We start from the raw sequence: 20,221 nt of genomic DNA on the forward strand, positions 1-20,221 counted from the left end.
TGAAGCGTCAGGTCGATCCAGCCTGGCTGAAATTCGAAGATGCACTCGTAGGGTTCAGCCAGGGGAGCACCCTCGCTCGATGCGGTCACGTCTCTCCCTTTCGGCAGGGCATGGTCGTCCGCTCAGCCCAGGAGCGGATCGAGCGGATCGAGTGGATCGAGCGGAACCTGAAACCAGCCGTCCGGCACGATGACGCGGTAATCCTTGGGCGGCGAGGAGAACTGCTCCGCCGTCTTCACTCGGTTTCTCCGTCGGCAGGGATCGGCACGCCCTCTTCGGAGACTGGATTGAGCTGCATGGAGCGCAGGGCCTCGTCGGCCAGTGCCGTGATCTCTTCAGAACGGGCGATCTTCTCCCAAGTCACGGTGACAACAACAAGGGTTTTCATGCGGGGCGGGAAGACGGCGTAGCGAATGTACTCGGCAAGCTTCCGGCCGAATCCGAGCCAGCGCTTCACCTCCAGCATGGACTGGACCCGGACCGCCGGTCCGGCAGGCAGCTCGAGCCGGGTAATCTGCGGTTCCCCGGTGACCCGGGCATTCCCCCACTGCAGCATCATGGGGGTGACCTCCTCAGCGCTGGGCCGGGGAACGCCCTCATCGCCATAACCGTCGACCATGAGGTCGGCGAGCGCCTCCCCCGCCTCTGTGTAGTACGCCGCCGCGAGGGCCGGCACATCGCTGTTCAGGCGCACGGCCCGTCGGACCATGTCGTCGAAAGCCGCGCTTGTCTCGATCTCCAGACCGAGCGGATTGAGGCCATTCACCACGTCCGTGGACAGGGCCATCGCCTCGGCCTTCGTACCTTCCTGAAGCGTCAGGTCGATCCAGCCTGGCTGAAATTCGAAGATCACCTCCCAATTTTCATCCAGCGGTGGGGGGTCGCTCGATGCGCTCACGTCTCTCCCTTTCAGCGAAGTATGGTCGTCTGCTCAGCCCAGGAGCGGGTCAAGGTTTCCGTCCAGGCCCAGCCCGCCCAGCGTAATGCCAGCCCCGACTACCGACATGCGGCTGGCGGTCCGCGAGATCTTATTCAGTGCATTGGTGTCGAATTGCCCGCTGAGGGCCGCTGTTCCCATTTTGATCGACTTGAGATCGGACGCCACACCCGGATCAGCCATGGAGAAGGACTTGGGAATTCCCTTGAGCAGGCTCCCGCCACCCCTCGCACGAAACTCGTTCCAGGCCTGGTTGTAGTTCCCGATTCCGGGCTTCAATGCCTTGAGATTGTTACTCCAAGCACTCTTGGAGAACGGCTCGGTAAAGGGCTCCTTGAGGGAATTCCAAGCATCCCTCATGTCCAGCCCGAACCGCCTTCCGGACACTCGTCGAATATTCCTATTGGCCCGACCCAGTTGACGGGCGGTGCGAGCCGCCCCAGCCCTGCCCAACCTGCGCAGCGCCTCCTTGGTGAACTTTCCGGCGATCTTGGAAAAGCCCTTTCCGACACCCATCATGAGGAACCCGAGGGCGGCCATACCCAGATCCATCCACTCCGCGTTACCCTGCAGCACTTCGATGAATGTCGCGGCGAAGTTGATGAGGGTCGCGATCATCGCAATGGCGCCCAGGACGCCGGCCAGCGCCTGCCCGATCACCGGGATCCAGCCGACAAGTAGGGACAGGATCCCGCAGACTGTGGCAACCCAGGATGTGACGTCGGCAATATCCTTGACCAGCGTGTCCCAGAAGCCGTCCTTCAGGGAGTCGTGGTTGATGATCGCGTCGACGGAGTCGGCGGCGCGCTTGGCCGCGTCGTCACGAATCTTCTTGGCGTGGTTGATTTTCTCGCGCGCGGCCTCGATCTCGTCCTTGGCCGCGTCCCGCTTCGCCTCGTAATCCTTGCGGTCCTTGCCGACGTCTTCTTTCTTCCGCCCCCTGTCGGACATGCCGTCCAGACTTTTCTGCGCGGCTCCCCTGCGCTCCTCGGCGTCCTGGGCATCCTTCAGGGCCGCGTCGGCGATCTCCTGGGCACGGTTCAGATCGGAGGCATAATTCCGGGGCCTGGCGTGCAGCTTGTCCTCGTAGCCACCGCCCACCTCGACGACCGCGGAGCCGATGGCCGTCGCCGCCGTGTCGTACCGCTTGAACGCAGCCTCCAGCTTCTAGACATTCCCTCTCGCCTTGCTACGGAACTCCTTTCCCGCCTTGCTGTCCCAAGCGTCTACCTCGGCAACCGCCTTCAGATTCTTGATCTGACGCTCAAGCTCGTCCGCTGTCTTACGCAGCGTCTTGCCCAGCGACGCCACTCGGTCAGGGTCTCCGGGAATCGGGTCACTCTCCGCCACCGGATGCCAGTCGCGTGGCCTTCCCCCCCCACGGCCTACTTCCCCTTCCCTTTCGGGTCCTGAGAACCCCGAATGGCTTCTGCCAGCTGGTGATCGATGTCTTCGTACGCCTTCGCAGCGGCCTTCGCGATACTCGCCAGCGCGTCGACCTCCCCGGTCAGCTTCTCCCTGCTGATCTCCCAGTTGTCGGCGAAGTCCTTGAACTTGTCTGCGAGATGCCCATTGCCGAAGTCGTCGGAGTAGTCGCCGAGTTTCCCGATCCCGTCGAACGCCTTCTTGATACTGCTCAGTCCCCTGCCCATGCTCTCGATCACGTCGAGATCAAGCCGTTGGTGATCACCTTCGCCGGTCACAGCGCCCCCAAGATGCCGATCCACCGGCCGCATGGCCGATGACGCAGTACTTGCCGCATGCCTTCAATCGCCGTCCGGCCTCCCCCATGGCTTCACTGGTGCGGCCGCTCAGAACCAGCTGAAGGTCATCCACCGGCCGTCCGCACGAGCAAAGATCTTACGGGTGCGTCGCCGGGATGATCTACGCATCGATGCCGAGCGGAGGGTGGTCATGACAGCCCAGACCGGTCTGGAAAGGTGTCTCGGGCCACCGGCTCAGGTGGGCGTGCCGGGCCGTAGACCCTGGCTGGTTGGATTGCCCGGCGCCCCCAAGGATGACCTGCGCGGGCGGGCACGGTGACAACGCGCAGGCCGCAGCTGCGTAGACGGAGTGCTGACGGGCCGACAGTCGAGGCCGCGCCGAGGTTCAAAGAAGGCCGTACCCGAGGGAGGGGTGGTGCGGATCGCCGTCGCGTGGGTCCTCGCCCGAGGCTGGGCAGCTCCGTCGGCATCTGATCTCCGGCAACCTCCTCCAGCCGCTGGTCCGCGTTGTGAGATTGCTTTCGCCCGGCGGGACGTATGGAGCTCGCCGCGCCAACGTCCGGTACTGCGCCGCCACCTCCTGGTCGCCCGCTGGAAGCAAGCGTCCGGAGAACACCGTCAGGGATTCGTCCACGCCTCCGGATCCTCCGCGAGGCTCAAAACCTCGTCGGGCAGCTTGGCTGTGGCCACGTGGGCGAGGGTGACCTCGCCGAGGATCTTGCGGACGTTGGCGCGTACGGCGATCCACAGTGGCAGGAGTGACTGGGCGGGACCGCAGTAGGAGAGCTCGGGTGGGCGCACGCCGCGTACCGACACCAGCGGGCCGTCCGCCACACGGATGACGTCCGCGATGGCGATCGAGTCCGCCGGGCGGGCGAGCCGGTAGCCGCCCTTTCCGCCCCGCCGGCTGACCACGACGCCGCCCCGGCGCAGGTCGCCGAGGATGCCCTCCAGGAATTTGTGCGGGATCCCCTGCGCCGCGGCGATGGTCTCGGCCTTGAGCGAGGCCTCGTCCCCTGCTGCGGCCAGCTCCAGGGCCGCCCGTACCGCGTAGTCCGCCCGCGCCGAGATCCGCATGCCGCGATTATCCATCCTTGCCGTGTCTGCCCTCACCGGCTGTGCCGTCAGGCAGGAAGGGTGAAGGACGGGTGCGCGCCGTTGAGGAAGTAGTCCCCGATCTCGCGCAGTCGGTGAGCTGCCGGTTCGCGCAGGGTGTGAGTCCGGGCGTTACGCCAGAAACGGTCGAAGCCGTGCCGCGTGGAAGCGGCGTCGGCTCCGACGACGTCCAGGGCACGGGTGGTGATTTCCTGCGCGGCCCGAGTGGCCGCGGCCTCGGCCACGCTCGCGAGGACGGCGATCTCCGCGCACTCCTCGTCGTCGACCTCCTCGCCCTGCGCGAGGCCGCGCATCAGGGCATCCACCGCCTGCTCGGCGAGAGCGGACGCGGCACGTGCGTCGACGGCGAGTTCGCCGTACACGGTCAGCGCGTACGGATCCTGCGAGGGGCCGCCCGGCCAGGTCTGGGGCGAGAAGGGCTGACGGGACGACCGCGCGGCCCTTCCGTGCTCGTGGACCTCGGCCAGCAGCCCTTCGGCGACGCCGAGACAGAACTGGGCGGAGACCAGGCGTGCGGTCGGCACGGCGAGGGAAGCGAAGGGTGACAGGACGCCCTCGTCCGGCGAGAGCGAGCCGAACACGTCGCCCGCCGCGACCGGTACGGCGTCGAACTCCGCGGCGCCACTGGCTGCCAGCCGCTGGCCGAAGGTGTCCCCGCTGCTGCCGCTCAGGACGCCCGGCTGGGCGGGGTCGACGAGGACGGCCAGCGGTTCACCGGTGCCGTACAGGGCGGCTCGGACCATCAGCCGGTCGGCGATCCCGACGCCGGTGGCGTACCTCTGGTAGCCGTTCAGCAGATAGCCGTTCGCCGTGGGGGTCAGGACGAGTGGCGGTTCGTGCGAGGCGATACCGCCTCCCCAGCACCACTGCCCCTCCGTCGACTCCCGCTCGACCCGGGTGACACATGCGGGGCCGGCGAAGAAGCGGGCGCTGAAGGACAGGAAATAGTGGTGACCCAGCAGATGGCCGATGGCCCCGTCGGCGGCGGCGACGGTCCGGACGACCGCGTAGGCCGTGCGCCAGTCCGCGCCCCCTCCCCCTTGCTCGGCGGGCACCAGCAGTGTCAGCAGCCCCGATTCGCGCAGCAGTGCCACCTCGCCGAAAGGTGTCTTGCCGGCCTGTTCGCGCTCGGCCGCGTCCGTCGACAGGTCGTCCGCCATCTCGCGGGCTATGTGCAGCCAGTCGATCTGCCCGGCTCCCGCGCCGGTCGCCTCGTCCGCCGCCACCGTCATGTCCGGACCCGTTTCGTGCGACTACGGCTGTCGCTGCACCTCGGTGCTGTGGTCATGGCGTCTTCCTTCGGGGAACGAGGGCGACGCGGTGCCCGGCGAGGCAGCGTGGGAATGCGGCGGTGCGCGGTGACGCGTCGGCCTGACCATCCTCACGCTCCTCTCGGACCACCGTCAACACTTCCCTAGTAATTCGATAGGAAAACTAGGGATACTGATGCGCTCCGGCTGATTCACGCCCCCGGATGGCGAGTTCCTACGGGTGCTGCCACAGGCCCTGCGCCCGAAGCTTCGGCAGGACACCCTCGCCGAACCAGTACGCCTCCTCCAGGTGCGGATAGCCGGAGAGCACGAACTCGTCGATGCCGAGAGCGCGGTACTCCTTGATCCGCTCGGCGACCTCGTCGTGGCTGCCGACCAGAGCGGTGCCCGCGCCACCGCGCACCAGGCCGATGCCCGCCCACAGGTTGGGGTGGATCTCCAGGCGATCCCGACTGCCGCCACCGTGCAGCGCGAGCATGCGCTGCTGACCCTCGGACTCGCTGCGGGCGAGGCCGGCCTGGACGGCTTTGACGGCCTCGGGATCGAAGCCGTCGAGGAGCCGGTTCGCCTCGGCCCAGGCCTGCTCGGAGGTGTCGCGGGTGATGACGTGCAACCTGATGCCGAAGCGGATGCTGCGCCCCTGCTTCTCGGCCAGCCCCCGGATCCGGGCGATCTTCTCCGCGACGGCAGCGGGCGGCTCACCCCAGGTGAGGTAGACGTCGACGTGCCTGGCGGCGACTTCTCCGGCGACCGGGGAGGAGCCCCCGAAGTACACCTCCGGGATCGGATCGGGCACCCGGGAGAGCTTCGCGTCCTCGACGTGGAGGTGCTCGCCGCGCAGGTCGACGGTCTTGCCCTCCCACAACCCTCGTACGATTTCCAGGAATTCGCCGGTACGGCGATACCGCGCGTCCTTGTCCAGGAAGTCCCCGTAGGCCCGCTGCTCGCGGCTCTCGCCGCCCGTGACAACGTTGAGCAGGAGCCGTCCGCCGGTCTGCCGCTGGAAGGTGGAGGCCATCTGCGCCGCGAGCGTCGGCGAGACGAAGCCGGGGCGGAAGGCGACGAGGAACTTCAGACGTTCGGTGTTCTGGCTCACCATCGCGGTGGTCAGCCACGCGTCCTCGCACCAGGCCCCCGTCGGCGTGAGCACGCCGACGAAGCCCAGGTCCTCCGCGGCGCGGGCGATCTGGCTCAGGTAGGCGACCGTCGGCGGCCGGTCGCGCCCGGATTTCGTGGCGGGCGTGCCGTGGCCGCCGCCGACGACGTCGCGGCTGTCTCCGTTGGTCGGCAGGAACCAGTGGAAGGTGAGAGGCACTCGGGGCTCCGCGATGCCGTGTACGACGCTCATCCGGCGGCCGCCAGCAGCGTCGTCCGCCCGCCCAGCGCGGCCGAGAACTGGTCCGTGACCTGGGTCAGAGCCTCGGCCGATCCTGACGCGACGGTCAGCGTGCCGTCCTCGCCCACCGTGATGTCCTTGTCGAGCGTGAACCAACCCGGCGTGATGTGTGCGGGACCCATCGAGGCCAGCACCGGGCGCAGTGCGTAGTCGATGGCCAGGACGTGGGCAGTGGTGCCGCCCGTTGCCAGCGGGAGGACCGTCTTGCCCGCCAGGGCGTACTGCGGGAGCAGGTCGAGCAGGGACTTCAGAAGCCCGGAGTAGGCGGCCTTGTAGACGGGGGTACCGATCACCACCCCGTCCGCCTGCTCGAACAGGGCGGTGGCTCGGACGATCGCCGGGTGACCGAAGTCGGCCCCGAGCAGCGCCTCGGCAGGCAGGGTACGAACGTCCAGCGGGGTCACCTCGTGCCCCTGCGCGATGAGCCGCTGGTCGAGGTGACGCAGCAGCCGAGCGGTGCGGGAGGTGGCGGAGGGGCTTCCGGAGACGGACAGGACAGTGGACATGGAGGGGGCCTTTCGGTTCGTCGTGTCGTGTGCGGGCGACGGTCAGGCGGGGGCGGCGGCGGACTCGGACGGCTTGAGGGAGTGACCTCGTCGGCGCCATTCCTCCGCGAGCAGTTCGTACGAGCGGACCCGGTCCGTGTGGTCGTGAGTGATCGTCGTGATGAGCAACTCGTCCGCGCTCGTGGCCTGTTGCAGCTGTTCCAACTGGTCGGCCACCCGGCCCGGTGAGCCGACGAACTGGGTGTCGAGGCGGTCCTGGACGAGGGCGCGGTCCTCGTCGGTCCACGTGTGGGCACGTGCTTCCTCGGGCGTCGGGAACTGGATGGCTCCCTCGGCGGTGCGGATGCTGCGCACCCACAGGTCGTAGCCGGTGGCGAGTTCACGGGCCGTCGCGTCGTCCTCTGCGACGACGACGTCCGCCGAGACGCTGACGTACGGCTTGTCCAGGAACTCGGAGGGCTGGAAGCAGGACCGGTAGCCCTCCACCGCCTCCAGCACCGTGGCCGGGCTGACGTGGTAGTTCGCCGCGAACCGCAGACCGCCCCGGCCCGCGACCGAGGCGCTCTGGCCACCGCTGCTGCCCAGGATCCACACCTCGACGTCGGCGCCCTCCCCCGGCACGACGTGCGCCTCGACACCCTCCGGTGAACGGTAGGTGCCCGCCAGCAGGGCGAGGATGTCGTCGATCTGCTCGGCGTAGTCCTGCGACTGGGCCCCGGGCAGCAGGAGCAGCCTGCGTTGCAGCGCGATGCGGGGTGAGCCGAGCAGATGCTCGAAGGAGAAGCGGGGCGGGATCAGCAGACCGTTCGGGGTGCGGCCGTCGACGACGGGGGTCGCCGTCGGCAACGGTGCGACCGGCTGTCCCGGCGGGCGGCCGCCCGAGCGGCCCAGGCCCAGATCGAAGCGGCCCGGGTGCAGCGCGTCGAGCAGGCCGAACTCCTCCACCGTGGACAGCGCCGTGCGGTGCCCGAGCTGCACGGCCCCGGAACCGAGCCGGATGGTGGAGGTGGCGGATGCGGTCAGAGCCAGAACCACGGCGGGTGACGTGCCTGCCACGCCGGGATTGAGGTGGTGCTCGGCGAACCAGTAGCGGGCGTATCCGAAGCGCTCGGCCTGCCGGGCGAGGTCGATGGAGTTGCGCAGGGCATCGGCTGCCGTCGAGCCGGACGGGATCGGGACCAGGTCGAGGATGCCGAGGGGGATGTCAGGCACGGGCGGGCTCCTGGGTGATCGGTGCGGCCGGAAGCACGGGGCCCCAGGCGAACGGCGGATCCGGGATCTCCCGACGCAGCACGGGGGCGACCTCGGACTGGAACAGTTCGAGGGAGGCACGGTGCTGGGACTCCGTCAGCCCGCCCGCGTCCGCCTGCACGTGGAGCACGGTGTGCCCGAACTGTTCGTGGTAGCGGTGCACCTTGTCGATGACCTGCTGCGGGCTGCCGATCAGAGCGGATCTGCGTTCGACGAAGTCCTCCAGGGTCTCGAAGACCACGGGAAGGCCCGCCTGCTTGAAGAAGGCCAGGTTGGCCTCGAAGATCGGCCGATAGGCGGCAAGGGCCTGCTGGGAGGTCCGGGCCACATGGAGGCCGGCCGAGCCGGCGCCGACCGCGATCTGTGCCGGGTCGTGGCCGTAGTACTCCCAGCGTTCGCGGTAGTGGCGGATCAACTCGGCGTAGGGCTCTATCGGGTTGGTGACGTTCGCCGAGAACAGCGGGTCGCCGTAGCGGGCGGCCAGGTCGACCGACTCCTTGCTGGTGGCGCTGCCGTGCCAGACCCGGATCGGCCGCTGGTACGGCCGTGGCCACACCTCGGCGTCGGTCAGCGGGGGACGGAAGCGGGTGTCGGCGGTGACCTTGTCCTGGCGCCAGATCTTCCGGAAGACCTCATAGCTCTCGGCGTTGCGGTCCCACTGGTCCTCGGGTGTGACGTCGAACAGGTCGCGTTGGGCGGCGCCGTTGCCCTTGCCGATGATCAGGTCGAGGCGGCCACCCGCCAGGTGGTCGAGGGTGGCGTAGTCCTCGTAGGCCCGGACGGGATCCAGCAGGCTGAGGGTCGTGACCGCGGTGAACAAGCGGATCCGCTTCGTCAGGGCGGCCACATGGCTGAGTACGACGGTCGGGGACGAGGAGATGAACGGCCGCTCGTGCCGCTCCCCCACGCCGAAGCCGTCAAAGCCCAACTCCTCGGCCAGCAGGGCGCTGTCGAGGACCTCGCGGAAGCGGTCATGGGTGGACTTCCGCACCCCGGTGACGGGGTCCGGGCGGTGCACGATGAGCGTGATGGCGAGGAACTTCACGACGCCACCCGCTCGTCGGACGCCTCGTCGGGGTGGGCGAGGCCGAGGTGGTGGCGGAGGGTGGGGCCCTCGTACTCGGTGCGGAAGACGCCGCGTTCCTGGAGCAGCGGGACGACCGTGTCGGCGAAGGCGTCGAGGCCTCCCGGGGTGATGTGCGGGGCGAGGATGAAGCCGTCGCTGACGTCGGCCTGGACGTAGTCGTCGATGGTCTTGGCGATGGTCTGCGGGGAGCCGACGAAGGTCTGGCGGTTGCCGGTCTCGATCACCAGGTCGCGGATGGACCAGTGGTTGGCCGCCGCCAGTTCGCGCCATTCGCGTGCGGTGGCCAGCGGGTCGCGGTACATCCGCACCTGGGCGCGGCCCTTGGAGATGTGGTCGTCGCTGACGTCCGGGTCGATGTCGGGCAGCGGGCCGTCGGGGTCGTAGGAGGACAGGTCCCGGTTCCAGACGAACTCCAGGTGCTTGATGGCGGTGGCGCCGCTGACCTGCTGGCGGCGCACCTGCTTGGCGAGTTCCTCGGCCTCCGCGTCGGTGTCGCCCAGGACGAAGCTCGCGGCGGGCAGGATCAGCAACTGGTCATGGCTGCGGCCGTACTTGGCGAGCCGGTTCTTGACGTCCTGGTAGAAGGCCCGGCCCGCGTCCAAAGTGGCGTAGCGGCTGAAGATCGCGTCGGCACTCGACGCGGCGAACTCGCGGCCCTCTTCGGAGTCGCCGGCCTGGAAGATGACGGGGCGGCCCTGCGGGGAGCGTGGGACGTTGAACTGGCCGTGGATGTCGAAGTGCCGGCCCGTGTGGACGAAGGAGCCGGCCTTCGCGTCGCGCAGGAAGGTCCCTGTGGCCTGGTCGGCGAGGATCTCGTCGCCGTGCCAGGAGTCGAAGAGCTCGTTCGTGGTGGCCAGGAACTCCTTGGCGCGGGAGTAGCGCTCGTCCTGCGGGAGGAAGCCGCCGCGGCGGAAGTTCTCGCCGGTGAAGGCGTCCCAGGAGGTGACGACGTTCCAGGCGGAGCGGCCGCCGGAGAGATGATCGAGGCTGGCGAACTGCCGGGCCACCTCGTAGGGCTCGTTGAAGGTGGAGTTGATGGTGCCGGTCAGGCCCAGGTGTTCGGTGACGGCGGCGAGCGCGGCGAGAATCGTGAAGGTGTCGGGTCGGCCGACGACGTCCAAGTCGTATATTTTGCCGCCCTGTTCGCGCAGCCTGAGTCCTTCGGCGAGGAAGAGGAAGTCGAACTTGGCGCGTTCGGCGGTCCGCGCGAAGTGCGCGAAGGAGCTGAACTCGATATGGCTGCCGGCCTCCGGGTCGCTCCACACGGTGGTGTTGTTGACGCCCGGGAAGTGCGCGGCCAGATGGATCTGCTTGATCGGCTTGCTGGTCATGGGGGTACGGGTCCTTCCGGCTCAGGCAGTGGCGGTGGCGTAGCGGTTGGCGGGGCGGGGCAGGCCCAGCAGACCGCGCAGGGTGTCGGCCTCGTAGGCGGTGCGGAAGGCGCCACGGCGCTGGAGTTCGGGGACCAGGCCCCGGGAGATGGCGGGCAGGTCGTGCCCGGTGACGGCGGGCCGCAGCCGGAAGCCGCTCAGTCCCGCCTCCCCCAACTCTCGAAGGAGGTCGGCGAGTTGGGCGGGCGTCCCGGCGAAGATGCGGGCGTCACTGGCGTACGGCTGGCCCGCGAGGGAGTCCAGACGTGCGCGGCGGTCCTCGGCGGCGGCCTGCTCGTCGTCCAGGAAGACCACCAAGTCGCCGAAGACGTGCAGGAGTTCACCGGCACGCCCGGCCCTCTCCTGTTCGGTGCGGACCTCGGCGACGATCGCCCGCGCGTCCGCGGCGTTCTGTGGGGTGACGTAGCCGACGTCGGCCTGCCGGGCCACCAGCCGGTACGGGACGGTCTGGTGGGCCAGGGCGGTGACCAGCGGCTGGCCCTGCGGTGGGCGCGGGGTGATGGAGGGGCCCTTGACGCTGAAGTGCGGGCCCTCGAAGTCGATGTAGTGCAGCTTGTCGCGGTCGATGAAGCGGCCGGTGGCGGCGTCCCTGATCTCGGCGTCGTCCTCCCAGCTGTCCCACAGCCGCCGCACGACCTCGACGTAGTCGGCGGCCTCGTCGAACAGGTCGGTCAGCCGTTCCTGTCCGGCCGGGCTGCGGAGCTGCTCCAGGTCGATCGGCGGGAAGGTGCGGCGGCCGAAGTGGTCGGCCTCGTTCGGGCGTGCGGTGATCTGCACCCGCAGGCCGGCGCGGCCGGTGCTGACGTAGTCGAGGGTCGCGATCGCCTTGGAGATGTGGAACGGCTCGGTGTGGGTGACCACCGCGGTCGGGACCAGGCCGATGTGCCGGGTCAGCGGGGCGATGCGGGCGGCGATCAGTACGGCGTCGAGGCGTCCGCGGACCTGGTCGGTGCGGCCGTCGAGCTCGCCGTAGTGCGAGGACTGCAGGCCCAGGCCGTCCTCCAGTGTCACGAAGTCGAGCAGACCGCGCTCGGCCTCGGCGACCTGGTCGGCCCAGTACCCGGCGGTGAACAGCTCGTGGGGCCGGGCCACTTGCTCCCGCCAGGAGGCGGGGTGCCAGCCGGTGCCGTCCAGGGCGACGGCAAGGTGCAGGTGGGAAGCGGGGGTTGAGGACACGAGGGTGCCTTCCTGGAGATCCGTACGGGAACACCGGCCCGCGGGAACGGGGCCAACGGCGGATGGAGAACGGCTGAGGAACTGCAGAGGGCGCTGGTCCGGGTCGCTCCTCCTATGCCGTTTCTTCCAGAGCGGCGGCCCCTGTGTGCCGGACGAGCGAGAAGACCGTGCGGCAGCGCAGGGTGAAGCCGATCGACTCGTACAGCCGGATCGCGTTCGCGTTGGTGGCCGCGGCATGCAGGAAGGGGCGTTCGCCGCGCTCCTTGATGCCGGCGGCGACCGCACGGACCAGCCGGGTGGCCAGGCCCCGGCCGCGGTGCTCGGGGTCGGTGCACACGGCGCTGATCTCCGTCCAGCCGGGTGGGTGCAGCCGCTCCCCGGCGAGGGCGACGAGGCGGCCGCGGTGACGGATGCCGAGGTAGGTGCCCAGCTCGACGGTGCGGGGCAGATAGGGGCCCGGCTCGGTGCGGGCGACCAGGTCGAGGATCTCGGGCACGTCGGCGGGGCCGAGTCGTACGGCCTCGGGGTCGGGTTCGGCACGCAGGGAGGTGTCCACGAGCTGGACGCCGTGCCCGGTGCGCACCACCTCCCACCCCTCCGGCACGTCGGTGACGCCCCGCACCGAGGCGGTGCCGCCGGGGCCGACGAGTGCGGCGAGGTCGGTCCAGGAGCGCGGGTCGTCCTCGCTTGCGACGGCGTGGAAGGGGGCCACGTCCTGCTGGTATCGGACGGCGCGGCCGATGCGCTCGGCGAAGTGGGTGTGCGGGCCGGTGAGCGCGGCCCAGGCGGGGTTGTCCAGGATGTGCGAGGAGCCGGCGTCGAGGGCGATGACGGACATGGTGTGGCGGTCTCCGGTGTTCGACTCGGGTGTTCGGCGCGCGGGAACTCCACTGCGAGGCGGCGGTGGAGTCCCCGGCACACGTGGGTCAGGAGTTGTCGAGCGGCAGTCCGGGCGGGTTGACCTCGGACTTGGCGACGGCCTCGTTGGAGAGGTTGTAGGCCTTGAGCCACGCGGCGTACTGACCGTTCTTGATCAGGTGGTTGATGGCGTCGGCGAGCGGCTTGGCCAGGCGGCTGTCCTTCTTCGCGGTGGCCGCGATCAGGCCCTGCAGGCTCGCGCCGGCGCCCGAGTAGGTGCCGGCGGTGCGGGTGGCGTTGGGCGTGTTCGCGACCTGCCGGTTGTGGTAGGCGATGCCGGGGTTGGGCCCGAGGTACGCGTCGATCTTGCCGCTGGACAGGGCCAGGTAGACGCTGTTGCTGGTCTGGAAGTACTTGACGGTGAGCTTCTTGCCTTCCTTGGCCAGCTTCGCCTTCCACTCCAGGAGGATCTTCTCCTGGTTGGTGCCGGAGCTGACGGAGACGGTCTTGCCGGCGAGGTTCTCGTAGTTCCCGTCGAAGTTCCAGGTGCTCTTCTTCGGCACGGTGAAGGCGAGGTTGTCCTGCCGGTAGGAGGCGAACTCGTACTTCTTCTTGCGTTCCTCGGTGTCGGTGACGTTGGAGAAGGCAACGTCGATCTTGCCGCTGTCGATGCCGACGAAGAGGTTCTCCCACGTGGAGTTCTTCACCTCGGGCTTGAGGCCCAGGACCGCGGCGACCAGACGGCCGAGGTCGGGCTCGGCGCCGGTGAGGGTCTTCTGGTCGCTGCCCACGTACGCCAGCGGCGGGAAGCCGGACGGCAGGGCGCCGATGCCGATCTCCAGCTTGCCGCTCTTCCTGACCGCGGCGGGCAGTTCGGCGCTGATGGACTTGACCTCGCCGACCTTGATGGAGGTCTGCTCGGCGGCGCCGTTGGAGACCTGCCCGATGACGACCTCGCCGGACTTGGCGCTGTCGGTGGAGGTGGCCGCGTCGCTGTTGCCACCGCAGGCGGTGAGCCCGGTGGCCAGGGAGGCGACGGCGGTCGCCGCGGTGATGCCGCGTATCAGGCTGCGTCGGGTGAACTGGGTGGGCATGGCCGTTCCTTGTCGCTGGAGGTGATGAGGGTGGCGTGGGGGGAGGTCCGAAGGGGACGCGGGTTCAGAGGACCTTGCTGAGGAAGTCCCTGGTCCGCTCGTGCCGCGGGTTGTCGAGGATTTCGGAGGGCGGGCCCTGCTCGATGATCCTTCCGCCGTCGATGAAGACGACCCGGTCGGCGATCTCGCGGGCGAAGCCGATCTCGTGGGTGACGATGACGAGGGTCGTACCGCTGGTCGCCAGGTCCTTGATGACGGCGAGGACTTCGCCGACCAGCTCCGGGTCCAGGGCGGAGGTGGGCTCGTCGAAGAGAATGACGCCGGGGCGCAGGGCCAGGGCGCGGGCGATGGCGACGCGCTGCTGCTGGCCGCCGGAGAGCTGGCGCGGGTAGGCGCCGGTCCTGTCGGCGAGCCCGACCCGGCCGAGCAACTCGCGGGCGAGTTCCTGGGCTTCGGGCTTGCTGAGCCTGCCGGTGGCGACCGGGGCGGCGGCGACGTTGTCGAGGACGGTCAGGTGCGGGAAGAGGTTGAAGTTCTGGAAGACGAAGCCGATCCGGCCGCGCTGGGTGAGGATGGCCCGCTCGCTCAGTTCCTTGAGCCGGTCGCCGTGCCGCTTCACGCCGATCAGCTCGCCGTTGATGCTGACGTGGCCGATCTCGGGCTTCTCCAGATGGTTGATGACCCGCAGCAGGGTGGACTTGCCGGAGCCGGAGGGGCCGAGGATCACGGTGACCTCGCCGGGGCGGACGGTCAGGTCGACGCCGTCCAGCACCCGGTGGGTGCCGTACCACTTGTGCACGTCGTGCACCTCGACGGTGGCGGCCTCGACGTCGGCCAGGGCTTCGAGCGTGGCGGCGGTCATACGGCGGCCTCCTTGCGGATGCGGGCCCGCAGGTCGGTGAGACCGGTGCGGAGCCTCTGCAGCGGTGTCGGCGGCAGACTGCGGGTGGCACCGCGGGCGTAGTGCCGCTCGACGTAGAACTGGATGACGGAGACGACGCTGGTCAGGATCAGGTACCAGACGGTGACGACCAGCAGCAGCGGCACGATGTCGCCCGGATAGGTGGAGCCCATGGTCTGCGCGGAGCCGAACAGGTCGAGCAGGGAGACGTAGAAGACCAGCGAGGTGCCCTTGATCAGGCCGATCAGCTGGTTGACGTAGTTCGGGACGATGGAGCGCAGCGCCTGCGGGAAGATGATTCTCCGGAACTGGTAGCCCTTGGGCAGGCCGAGCGCGGCTGCCGCCTCGTGCTGGCCCTGGTCGACGGAGAGGATGCCGCCGCGGACGACCTCGGCCGCGTAGGCGGCCTCGTTGAGGCTGAGGCCGACGACGGCGACGACCATGTCGGTGGCGAGTTTCGACTCGTCGAAGGAGAAGAAGGCCGGGCCGAAGGGAATGCCGACGCTCAGCGTCTTGTACAGGGCACTGAAGTTGTAGAGGAAGATCAGCACCACGATGAGCGGGACGGAGCGCAGCACCCAGACGTAGGTCCAGCTGACCGCGCGCAGCACGGGGCTCTTCGACAGCCGGGCCAGGGCGAGCACGATGCCGCCGATCAGGCCCAGCACCGCGCTGTAGGCGGTGACTTCGAGGGTGATCACGAGGCCGTCGAGGATGGTCGGGCGCAGGAACCAGTAACTCCAGCGGTCCCACTGGTAGAAGGGGTTGGTCACCAGTCCGTGCACGAACTGGGCGACCAGGACGAGTACGACCGCGGTGGCGATCCAGCGCCCGGGGCGCCGCAGCGGCAGAACTCGCTGCGCGGTGAGCGGTGTTGACGGTTCGTCGGCGCTGGACGACCGCGTGAGCGTGACGGTGGCGCCTGGGGGTTCACTCATGGTGGGCTCCGGCAGGTTCGGACACCCCGGACGGCGCGGCGGCATGCGACGGCGGATGCGCCGGCGAGGCACCGGGGGCGGGGAGGGCAACGGCACACCGCTCGGGCGGCGTTCGTCAGGGAAGGCGGGGGCTGCGGAGAGAGGTCAGCCCCGACAGCGGGCACGGCCCGGTGCGGTACACAGTGCGCTGTTCACGCGGAGCAGGTCGACGGCGCGATCGGCGACGAGCGGGTTCGGGTACGGCTGTACGCAGCCCTGTGGGCGGCGCGTGGCCGTCCTGGGAGCTGCGTACATGGCGTCACCGTCACTGTTCCGGCCCTGTGGGCCTCGCGCTTACCGAAACGTCTTCGGTCCGGTCCTCACCTGGGGCACCCCACCGCGGCGCGAGGGTTGCCGGTCAGCAAGCCAGGGCTTGTCGCTGACACTCATGACCGTTCTGGGCCGTAGTTAAAGCAATTGCCCGAACGACTGTCAATGCCGGTCCACCAGGTGGAACGGCTAACGGGTGGAGTGTGCCGCCCAGTCCAGGATCGGGACGGCCGCTCCGGCGGCCTCCAGACCGTGGCAGCGGGCGTGGTGGCGGCGGGCGATGCCGGTGAGGTCGAGGTGACGGCCGAAGGCCGGGTGGGCGGTCAGGCGGCGGGCGTAGGCCCACAGGGTCGGGTGGTCGGCGATGCGCTGGACGGCGGAGGCGTCGAGGTGGTTGCGGTGCACGAGGTCGAGTTGGACCAGGGCGACCCACAACTCGACGTCGGCGGCGGTGATTTCGTCGCGGATCAGGTACGTGCGCCCTGCGAGCCGGCGTTCCAGGGCGCCGAGCGTCTCCAGGAGCGCGGTCAGTGCCATGTCACGTTCCACCGGCTCGCCACCGGACGATCCGGCGCGTTGCGCGGCCTGTTCGATGCCCTGCGCGCACATCCGCTCGACCGCCTCGATCTTCGCCTCCGTACCGCACGGGTAGAGCGGGAGACGGTCGCCGCCGAACCGGCGGTCGAGGTCGCGCATGATGTCCGGCGCATGGGTGCTGACGATCCGTCCGGACCAGTCGTCGCTGAGCACCGGCGCGACGGCCGGGCCGGAGTACCGGTGGGCGCTGGCCTCGTACAGCGGCCGCAGGGCCGAGTGGCCGCCGTCGGGGCTGTCGGGGACGGCGGGCAGGAAGGTGGCCGGACAGACGCTGTCCAGGCCGAGCAGGCCGTGGGTGACGGCGATGCGCAGGCCGTCGGGACAGGCGGTCGACAGATGGAGGCGGTAGCGGCCCGCGACGGCGTAGTGGCCGCTGCGTGCGTCGCTGCCGATCCGGCCCCGGAAGGCGGGCGCGGGTCGGTGTGTTCGGTGGGTTCTGTGGGCGGCCGGCGATGTGACGGTCATGACTCTCCCCGGAAGCGGGCGCGGAGGTACGCGCGGCGGAAGCGACGTCGGGTGAGGGAGCGGGGTTCATCCGTGCGTGGCGGACGCGCGAGCCCCGCTCGCGGAGGGCGCCGCCGGCATGGGATCGGCGCCGGCTCAGCCCTGGGGGCCGATCGCGCTGCAGACACGCAGCAGGTCGATGTGAAGGCGGGAGGTCAGCAGAGGCGAACGGCTCACGCACGCGGTGACCGGCTCCGGACGCCTCATATTTTCCCTACCTATTCACTAGGATTCCCTCAGTGAGTGTCGATCCGACCGACATCGGCGTCAAGAGGGCCGTCCCGCATCGCGGACGCGGTCGACCTTGACATTCACAGGGGCGGACGACTTACGGTGAACGGGAAAGTCGCTGACAGGTGGAGGCTCCGATGCACGCACTGGACGCGGCACCGCACGGTGCGCGCACCGGTGCGCGGCTGATCACCCGGCGACACGTCGACTACTGCCGCACCTCCTCCGCCGTCTGTCCTTCCGTACACGCCTGACTCCTGCCGGCCGGTCCCGCCGGCTGTCTCGTCGTGGCCCTGTGGCCGCGAGTCGTCGTGTTCTCGGAAGGAACCCCCTTGTCCGGTCCTGCCCTGCACCTCGCCGTCGAGCTGGACGGCGACGGCGCCCACCCCGCGGCCTGGCGCCGCGCCGCCCACGCTCCCGACCAGCTGCTCACCCCGCGCCGGGTGGCCCGGGTCGCCGCCCTCGCGGAGAACGCCGGGTTCACCCTGATCACCCTGGACGACGGCGTACTGCCGCCCGGCGCCGCACCGGATGCGGTGGGCCGGATCGGCGCGGTCGAGCGGGCGGCCTTCGTCGCGGCATCCACGAGCACCATCGGCATCGCGCCGGTCGTCCCGGTGACGTATGCCGAACCCTTCCACGTCGCCAGTCAGTTGGCGTCCCTGGACCACGTCTCCGCCGGTCGCGCCGGGTGGGTGGTGACGGAGGAGGAGCGTCCCGAGGCGGCCCGCGCCTGGGGGCGCCCACCGGTCGCCGACGCCGAGGCGCGGGCCCGGGAGTCGAGGGACGGGGTGGAGGTGGCCCGTGCCCTGTGGGACTCGTGGGAGGACGACGCGGTCATCCGGTCCGTGGCCACCAGCCGCTACCTCGATCGGGAGCGGCTCCATTACATCGACTTCACCGGTGACACGTATGCCGTCAAGGGCCCGGCGATCGTGCCGCGCCCGCCGCAGGGGCAGCTCGTCGTCCTGGGCCGGCCCGACCGGGTCCCGGCCGCACGGCTCGACGTCGCTCTCGTCGAGGGCCGCGACCCCGCGGCGGTCGCGACGGCCGCCGCCGTCGCCGGTACCCCGCGCGTGTTCGCCGAGGTGGAGGTGGCGCTGGACACCCCGCGGGATACGGCCTCCGAGCGCGTCGCCGACCTGGAACGCCACGCGCCGTGGCGGGACCGGGGAAGGCTCCGGCACATCGGTTCCGCGGATCAACTGGTCGCACTGCTGGGCGAGTTGAGCCGTCACGTCGACGGCGTACGGCTGCATCCCCTGGTGATCGACGAGGACCTGGCCGTCCTGTCCCGCCTCGTCCTTCCGGCCCTGACCGAGCGGCGTCTGGTCGCCCGTCCGCTGCCCGGTACATCCCTGCGCTCGACCCTGGGTCTGCAGCGCCCCGCCAATCGCTTCGCCGCCGCTGCCCCGGCCGGCCAGGAGGACGCCCGATGACCCGCACCGATCCCCTCGACGTCCCCCGGCCGCACGCCCGGCTCCACTTCGGGGTGTTCTTCCAGGGCGTCAACCACTGGACCATCTGGTCCGCCCCCGACAGCGGCGCCCAGATCGACCCGGCCTCCTTCCGCCGGGTCGCCCAGACCGCCGAACGCGGCCTGTTCGACGCGTTCTTCCTCGGCGAGGGGCTGCGGCTGCGCGAGGTCGACGGCAAAATCCACGATCTTGACGTGGCCGGACGACCGGACGCCATCACCCAGCTCGCGGCGCTCGCCGCGGTCACCCGGCGCATCGGCCTGGTCTCCACCTCCAACTCCACCTTCAACGAACCCGCCGATCTGGCTCGCCGCCTCTCCGGCCTCGACCTGCTCTCCGAGGGCCGCGCCGGCTGGAACGTGGTGACCACGGACAACGCCTGGACCGGCGCGAACTTCCGTCGCGGCGGCTATCTCGACCACGCCGACCGCTACCGGCGTGCCGAGGAGTTCCTCACCGTGGCCCGCGCCCTGTGGGACGGCTGGCAGGAGGGGGCGGTCGCCGGCTCCGTCGGCGCGCCCGCCTGGTCGGCGCCCGGTGCCGTACACCGAGTGCGCCACAAGGGACCGCAGTTCGACGTCGACCTCGCTCCGACCCTGCCGCGCAGCGCCCAGGGGCACCCGGTGATCTTCCAGGCCGGGGATTCCGGCGAGGGACGCGACTTCGCCGCCCGCAACGCCGACGTCATCTTCTCCGCGCACGGCACCGACTTCGACGACGCGCTGGCCTTCGCCGACGACATCCGGCGCCGGCTGCGGACGGTCGGGCGGCCCGACGACGACCTGCGGATCCTGCCCGGCACCGAGATCATCATCGGCGCCACCGAGGAGGAGGCCCAGGAGAAGAAGCGCTGGATCAGGCTCCAACAGGTCACCCCGGCCACGGCCCTGGGGATCGCCGGACTGCTGTGGAACATCGACCTGTCCGACCGCGACGCCGACGGGCCATTGCCCAAGGAGGACCCGGTCGTCGCGGAGAACGACGGCTCCTTCGGTGCCCGGCGCATCGCCGACCCGCGCGCCGTCGTGGCCGAATGGCGGGCGAAGGCGGAGGCGCACGGCTGGTCGCTGCGGGAGACCGTCATCGCACTCGGTCCGCAGCGCGGGCACGTCGGCACTCCGTCGGGTCTGGCCGACAAGTTCGCCCACTTCGTACGGCACGGCGCGATCGACGGCTTCAACGTCACGCCGTACCTCATCCCCGACGGCCTCGACGACATCGTCGACCTGCTCGTCCCGGAACTGCAGGAACGCGGCGTCTACCGCACCGAATACACCGGCACCACGCTGCGCGAGAACCTCGGCCTGCGCGCACCCCTCACCCACCGGTCCGCACCGGACCGGCGACAGGCCGGCTGAGCCGCCGGGCCGGCCCTTGTACCCGTGCCCTCGTACACATGACTGACAAGAAGCTGTCACACACCGACCGGAATGCGGGTTCGGCAGATGCCCGTTCT

Annotated in this window: 19 protein-coding genes and 1 riboswitch; of the genes, 2 read left to right on the forward strand and 17 right to left on the reverse strand. The window is 69.8% G+C overall.

The annotated features are described in order from the left end of the window. Nucleotides 1–235: 235 nt before the first annotated feature. From JYK17_RS36565 to JYK17_RS41345, 17 genes are all read right to left on the reverse strand, one after another. Nucleotides 236–898 carry a hypothetical protein gene (locus JYK17_RS36565; protein ID WP_128803225.1) on the reverse strand — a complete coding sequence of 221 codons (663 nt, stop codon included), beginning with the start codon at nucleotides 896–898 and terminating at the stop codon, nucleotides 236–238. Between the two features lie 33 nt (nucleotides 899–931). After that, the gene (locus JYK17_RS36570; RefSeq protein ID WP_222812073.1) at nucleotides 932–2,038 is read right to left on the reverse strand and encodes a hypothetical protein; all 1,107 of its coding nucleotides are present in this window, start codon (nucleotides 2,036–2,038) and stop codon (nucleotides 932–934) included. Between the two features lie 284 nt (nucleotides 2,039–2,322). Further along, nucleotides 2,323–2,601 carry a hypothetical protein gene (locus JYK17_RS36575; RefSeq protein WP_128803224.1) on the reverse strand — a complete coding sequence of 93 codons (279 nt, stop codon included), beginning with the start codon at nucleotides 2,599–2,601 and terminating at the stop codon, nucleotides 2,323–2,325. Nucleotides 2,602–3,279: 678 nt separating this feature from the next. Then, nucleotides 3,280–3,738 carry an RrF2 family transcriptional regulator gene (locus tag JYK17_RS36580; protein WP_108007967.1) on the reverse strand — a complete coding sequence of 153 codons (459 nt, stop codon included), beginning with the start codon at nucleotides 3,736–3,738 and terminating at the stop codon, nucleotides 3,280–3,282. A gap of 47 nt (nucleotides 3,739–3,785) precedes the next feature. Beyond that, complete coding sequence (locus JYK17_RS36585; RefSeq protein ID WP_222812074.1) at nucleotides 3,786–5,009, reverse strand: acyl-CoA dehydrogenase family protein; 1,224 nt, start codon at nucleotides 5,007–5,009, stop codon at nucleotides 3,786–3,788. A gap of 253 nt (nucleotides 5,010–5,262) precedes the next feature. Beyond that, nucleotides 5,263–6,363, reverse strand: a complete 1,101-nt coding sequence (locus JYK17_RS36590) for an LLM class flavin-dependent oxidoreductase (RefSeq protein WP_108008083.1) — start codon at nucleotides 6,361–6,363, stop codon at nucleotides 5,263–5,265. Nucleotides 6,364–6,392: 29 nt separating this feature from the next. Next, nucleotides 6,393–6,950: an NADPH-dependent FMN reductase gene (ssuE, locus tag JYK17_RS36595; protein ID WP_108007966.1), complete on the reverse strand. Its 558-nt coding sequence runs from the start codon at nucleotides 6,948–6,950 to the stop codon at nucleotides 6,393–6,395. Nucleotides 6,951–6,992: 42 nt separating this feature from the next. After that, nucleotides 6,993–8,162: an LLM class flavin-dependent oxidoreductase gene (locus JYK17_RS36600; protein WP_108007965.1), complete on the reverse strand. Its 1,170-nt coding sequence runs from the start codon at nucleotides 8,160–8,162 to the stop codon at nucleotides 6,993–6,995. Further along, nucleotides 8,155–9,246 (reverse strand): LLM class flavin-dependent oxidoreductase, encoded by a 1,092-nt coding sequence (locus tag JYK17_RS36605; RefSeq protein WP_222812075.1) that lies wholly within the window; start codon nucleotides 9,244–9,246, stop codon nucleotides 8,155–8,157. The genes JYK17_RS36600 and JYK17_RS36605 overlap by 8 nt, the downstream gene beginning before the upstream one ends. Continuing rightward, nucleotides 9,243–10,619 carry an NtaA/DmoA family FMN-dependent monooxygenase gene (locus JYK17_RS36610; protein WP_108007963.1) on the reverse strand — a complete coding sequence of 459 codons (1,377 nt, stop codon included), beginning with the start codon at nucleotides 10,617–10,619 and terminating at the stop codon, nucleotides 9,243–9,245. Before JYK17_RS36610 ends, JYK17_RS36605 begins: the two co-directional genes overlap by 4 nt. A gap of 21 nt (nucleotides 10,620–10,640) precedes the next feature. Then, entirely contained in the window at nucleotides 10,641–11,855 is a 1,215-nt protein-coding gene (locus JYK17_RS36615; RefSeq protein WP_222812076.1) for an LLM class flavin-dependent oxidoreductase, read from the reverse strand. A 112-nt stretch (nucleotides 11,856–11,967) separates the two neighbouring features. Then, a complete protein-coding gene (locus tag JYK17_RS36620; RefSeq protein WP_222812077.1) occupies nucleotides 11,968–12,693 on the reverse strand; it encodes a GNAT family N-acetyltransferase in 726 nt (241 codons plus the stop codon). Nucleotides 12,694–12,781: 88 nt separating this feature from the next. Continuing rightward, nucleotides 12,782–13,807, reverse strand: a complete 1,026-nt coding sequence (locus tag JYK17_RS36625) for an ABC transporter substrate-binding protein (RefSeq protein WP_222812078.1) — start codon at nucleotides 13,805–13,807, stop codon at nucleotides 12,782–12,784. A gap of 64 nt (nucleotides 13,808–13,871) precedes the next feature. Beyond that, complete coding sequence (locus tag JYK17_RS36630; protein ID WP_128803218.1) at nucleotides 13,872–14,669, reverse strand: amino acid ABC transporter ATP-binding protein; 798 nt, start codon at nucleotides 14,667–14,669, stop codon at nucleotides 13,872–13,874. Continuing rightward, nucleotides 14,666–15,646, reverse strand: coding sequence for an amino acid ABC transporter permease (locus JYK17_RS36635; RefSeq protein ID WP_108007958.1), 981 nt, complete (start codon nucleotides 15,644–15,646; stop codon nucleotides 14,666–14,668). The genes JYK17_RS36630 and JYK17_RS36635 overlap by 4 nt, the downstream gene beginning before the upstream one ends. Nucleotides 15,647–15,970: 324 nt before the next feature. Beyond that, nucleotides 15,971–16,079, reverse strand: a riboswitch (SAM riboswitch). A 65-nt stretch (nucleotides 16,080–16,144) separates the two neighbouring features. Beyond that, nucleotides 16,145–17,017, reverse strand: a complete 873-nt coding sequence (locus JYK17_RS36640; RefSeq protein WP_128803217.1) for a glutathione S-transferase C-terminal domain-containing protein — start codon at nucleotides 17,015–17,017, stop codon at nucleotides 16,145–16,147. A gap of 135 nt (nucleotides 17,018–17,152) precedes the next feature. Continuing rightward, a complete protein-coding gene (locus JYK17_RS41345) occupies nucleotides 17,153–17,263 on the reverse strand; it encodes a putative leader peptide (protein ID WP_340643630.1) in 111 nt (36 codons plus the stop codon). 356 nt (nucleotides 17,264–17,619) lie between these two features. Here JYK17_RS41345 and JYK17_RS36645 point away from each other — a divergent pair, with 356 nt between their 5' ends. Both JYK17_RS36645 and JYK17_RS36650 read left to right on the forward strand, forming a co-directional pair. Then, nucleotides 17,620–18,726, forward strand: coding sequence for an LLM class flavin-dependent oxidoreductase (locus JYK17_RS36645; RefSeq protein ID WP_108007956.1), 1,107 nt, complete (start codon nucleotides 17,620–17,622; stop codon nucleotides 18,724–18,726). After that, nucleotides 18,723–20,123, forward strand: a complete 1,401-nt coding sequence (locus JYK17_RS36650) for an NtaA/DmoA family FMN-dependent monooxygenase (RefSeq protein ID WP_222812079.1) — start codon at nucleotides 18,723–18,725, stop codon at nucleotides 20,121–20,123. The genes JYK17_RS36645 and JYK17_RS36650 overlap by 4 nt, the downstream gene beginning before the upstream one ends. The last annotated feature ends 98 nt before the right edge of the window (nucleotides 20,124–20,221 follow it).

Source organism: Streptomyces plumbidurans (assembly GCF_019857225.1).
Taxonomy (GTDB): domain Bacteria; phylum Actinomycetota; class Actinomycetes; order Streptomycetales; family Streptomycetaceae; genus Streptomyces; species Streptomyces plumbidurans.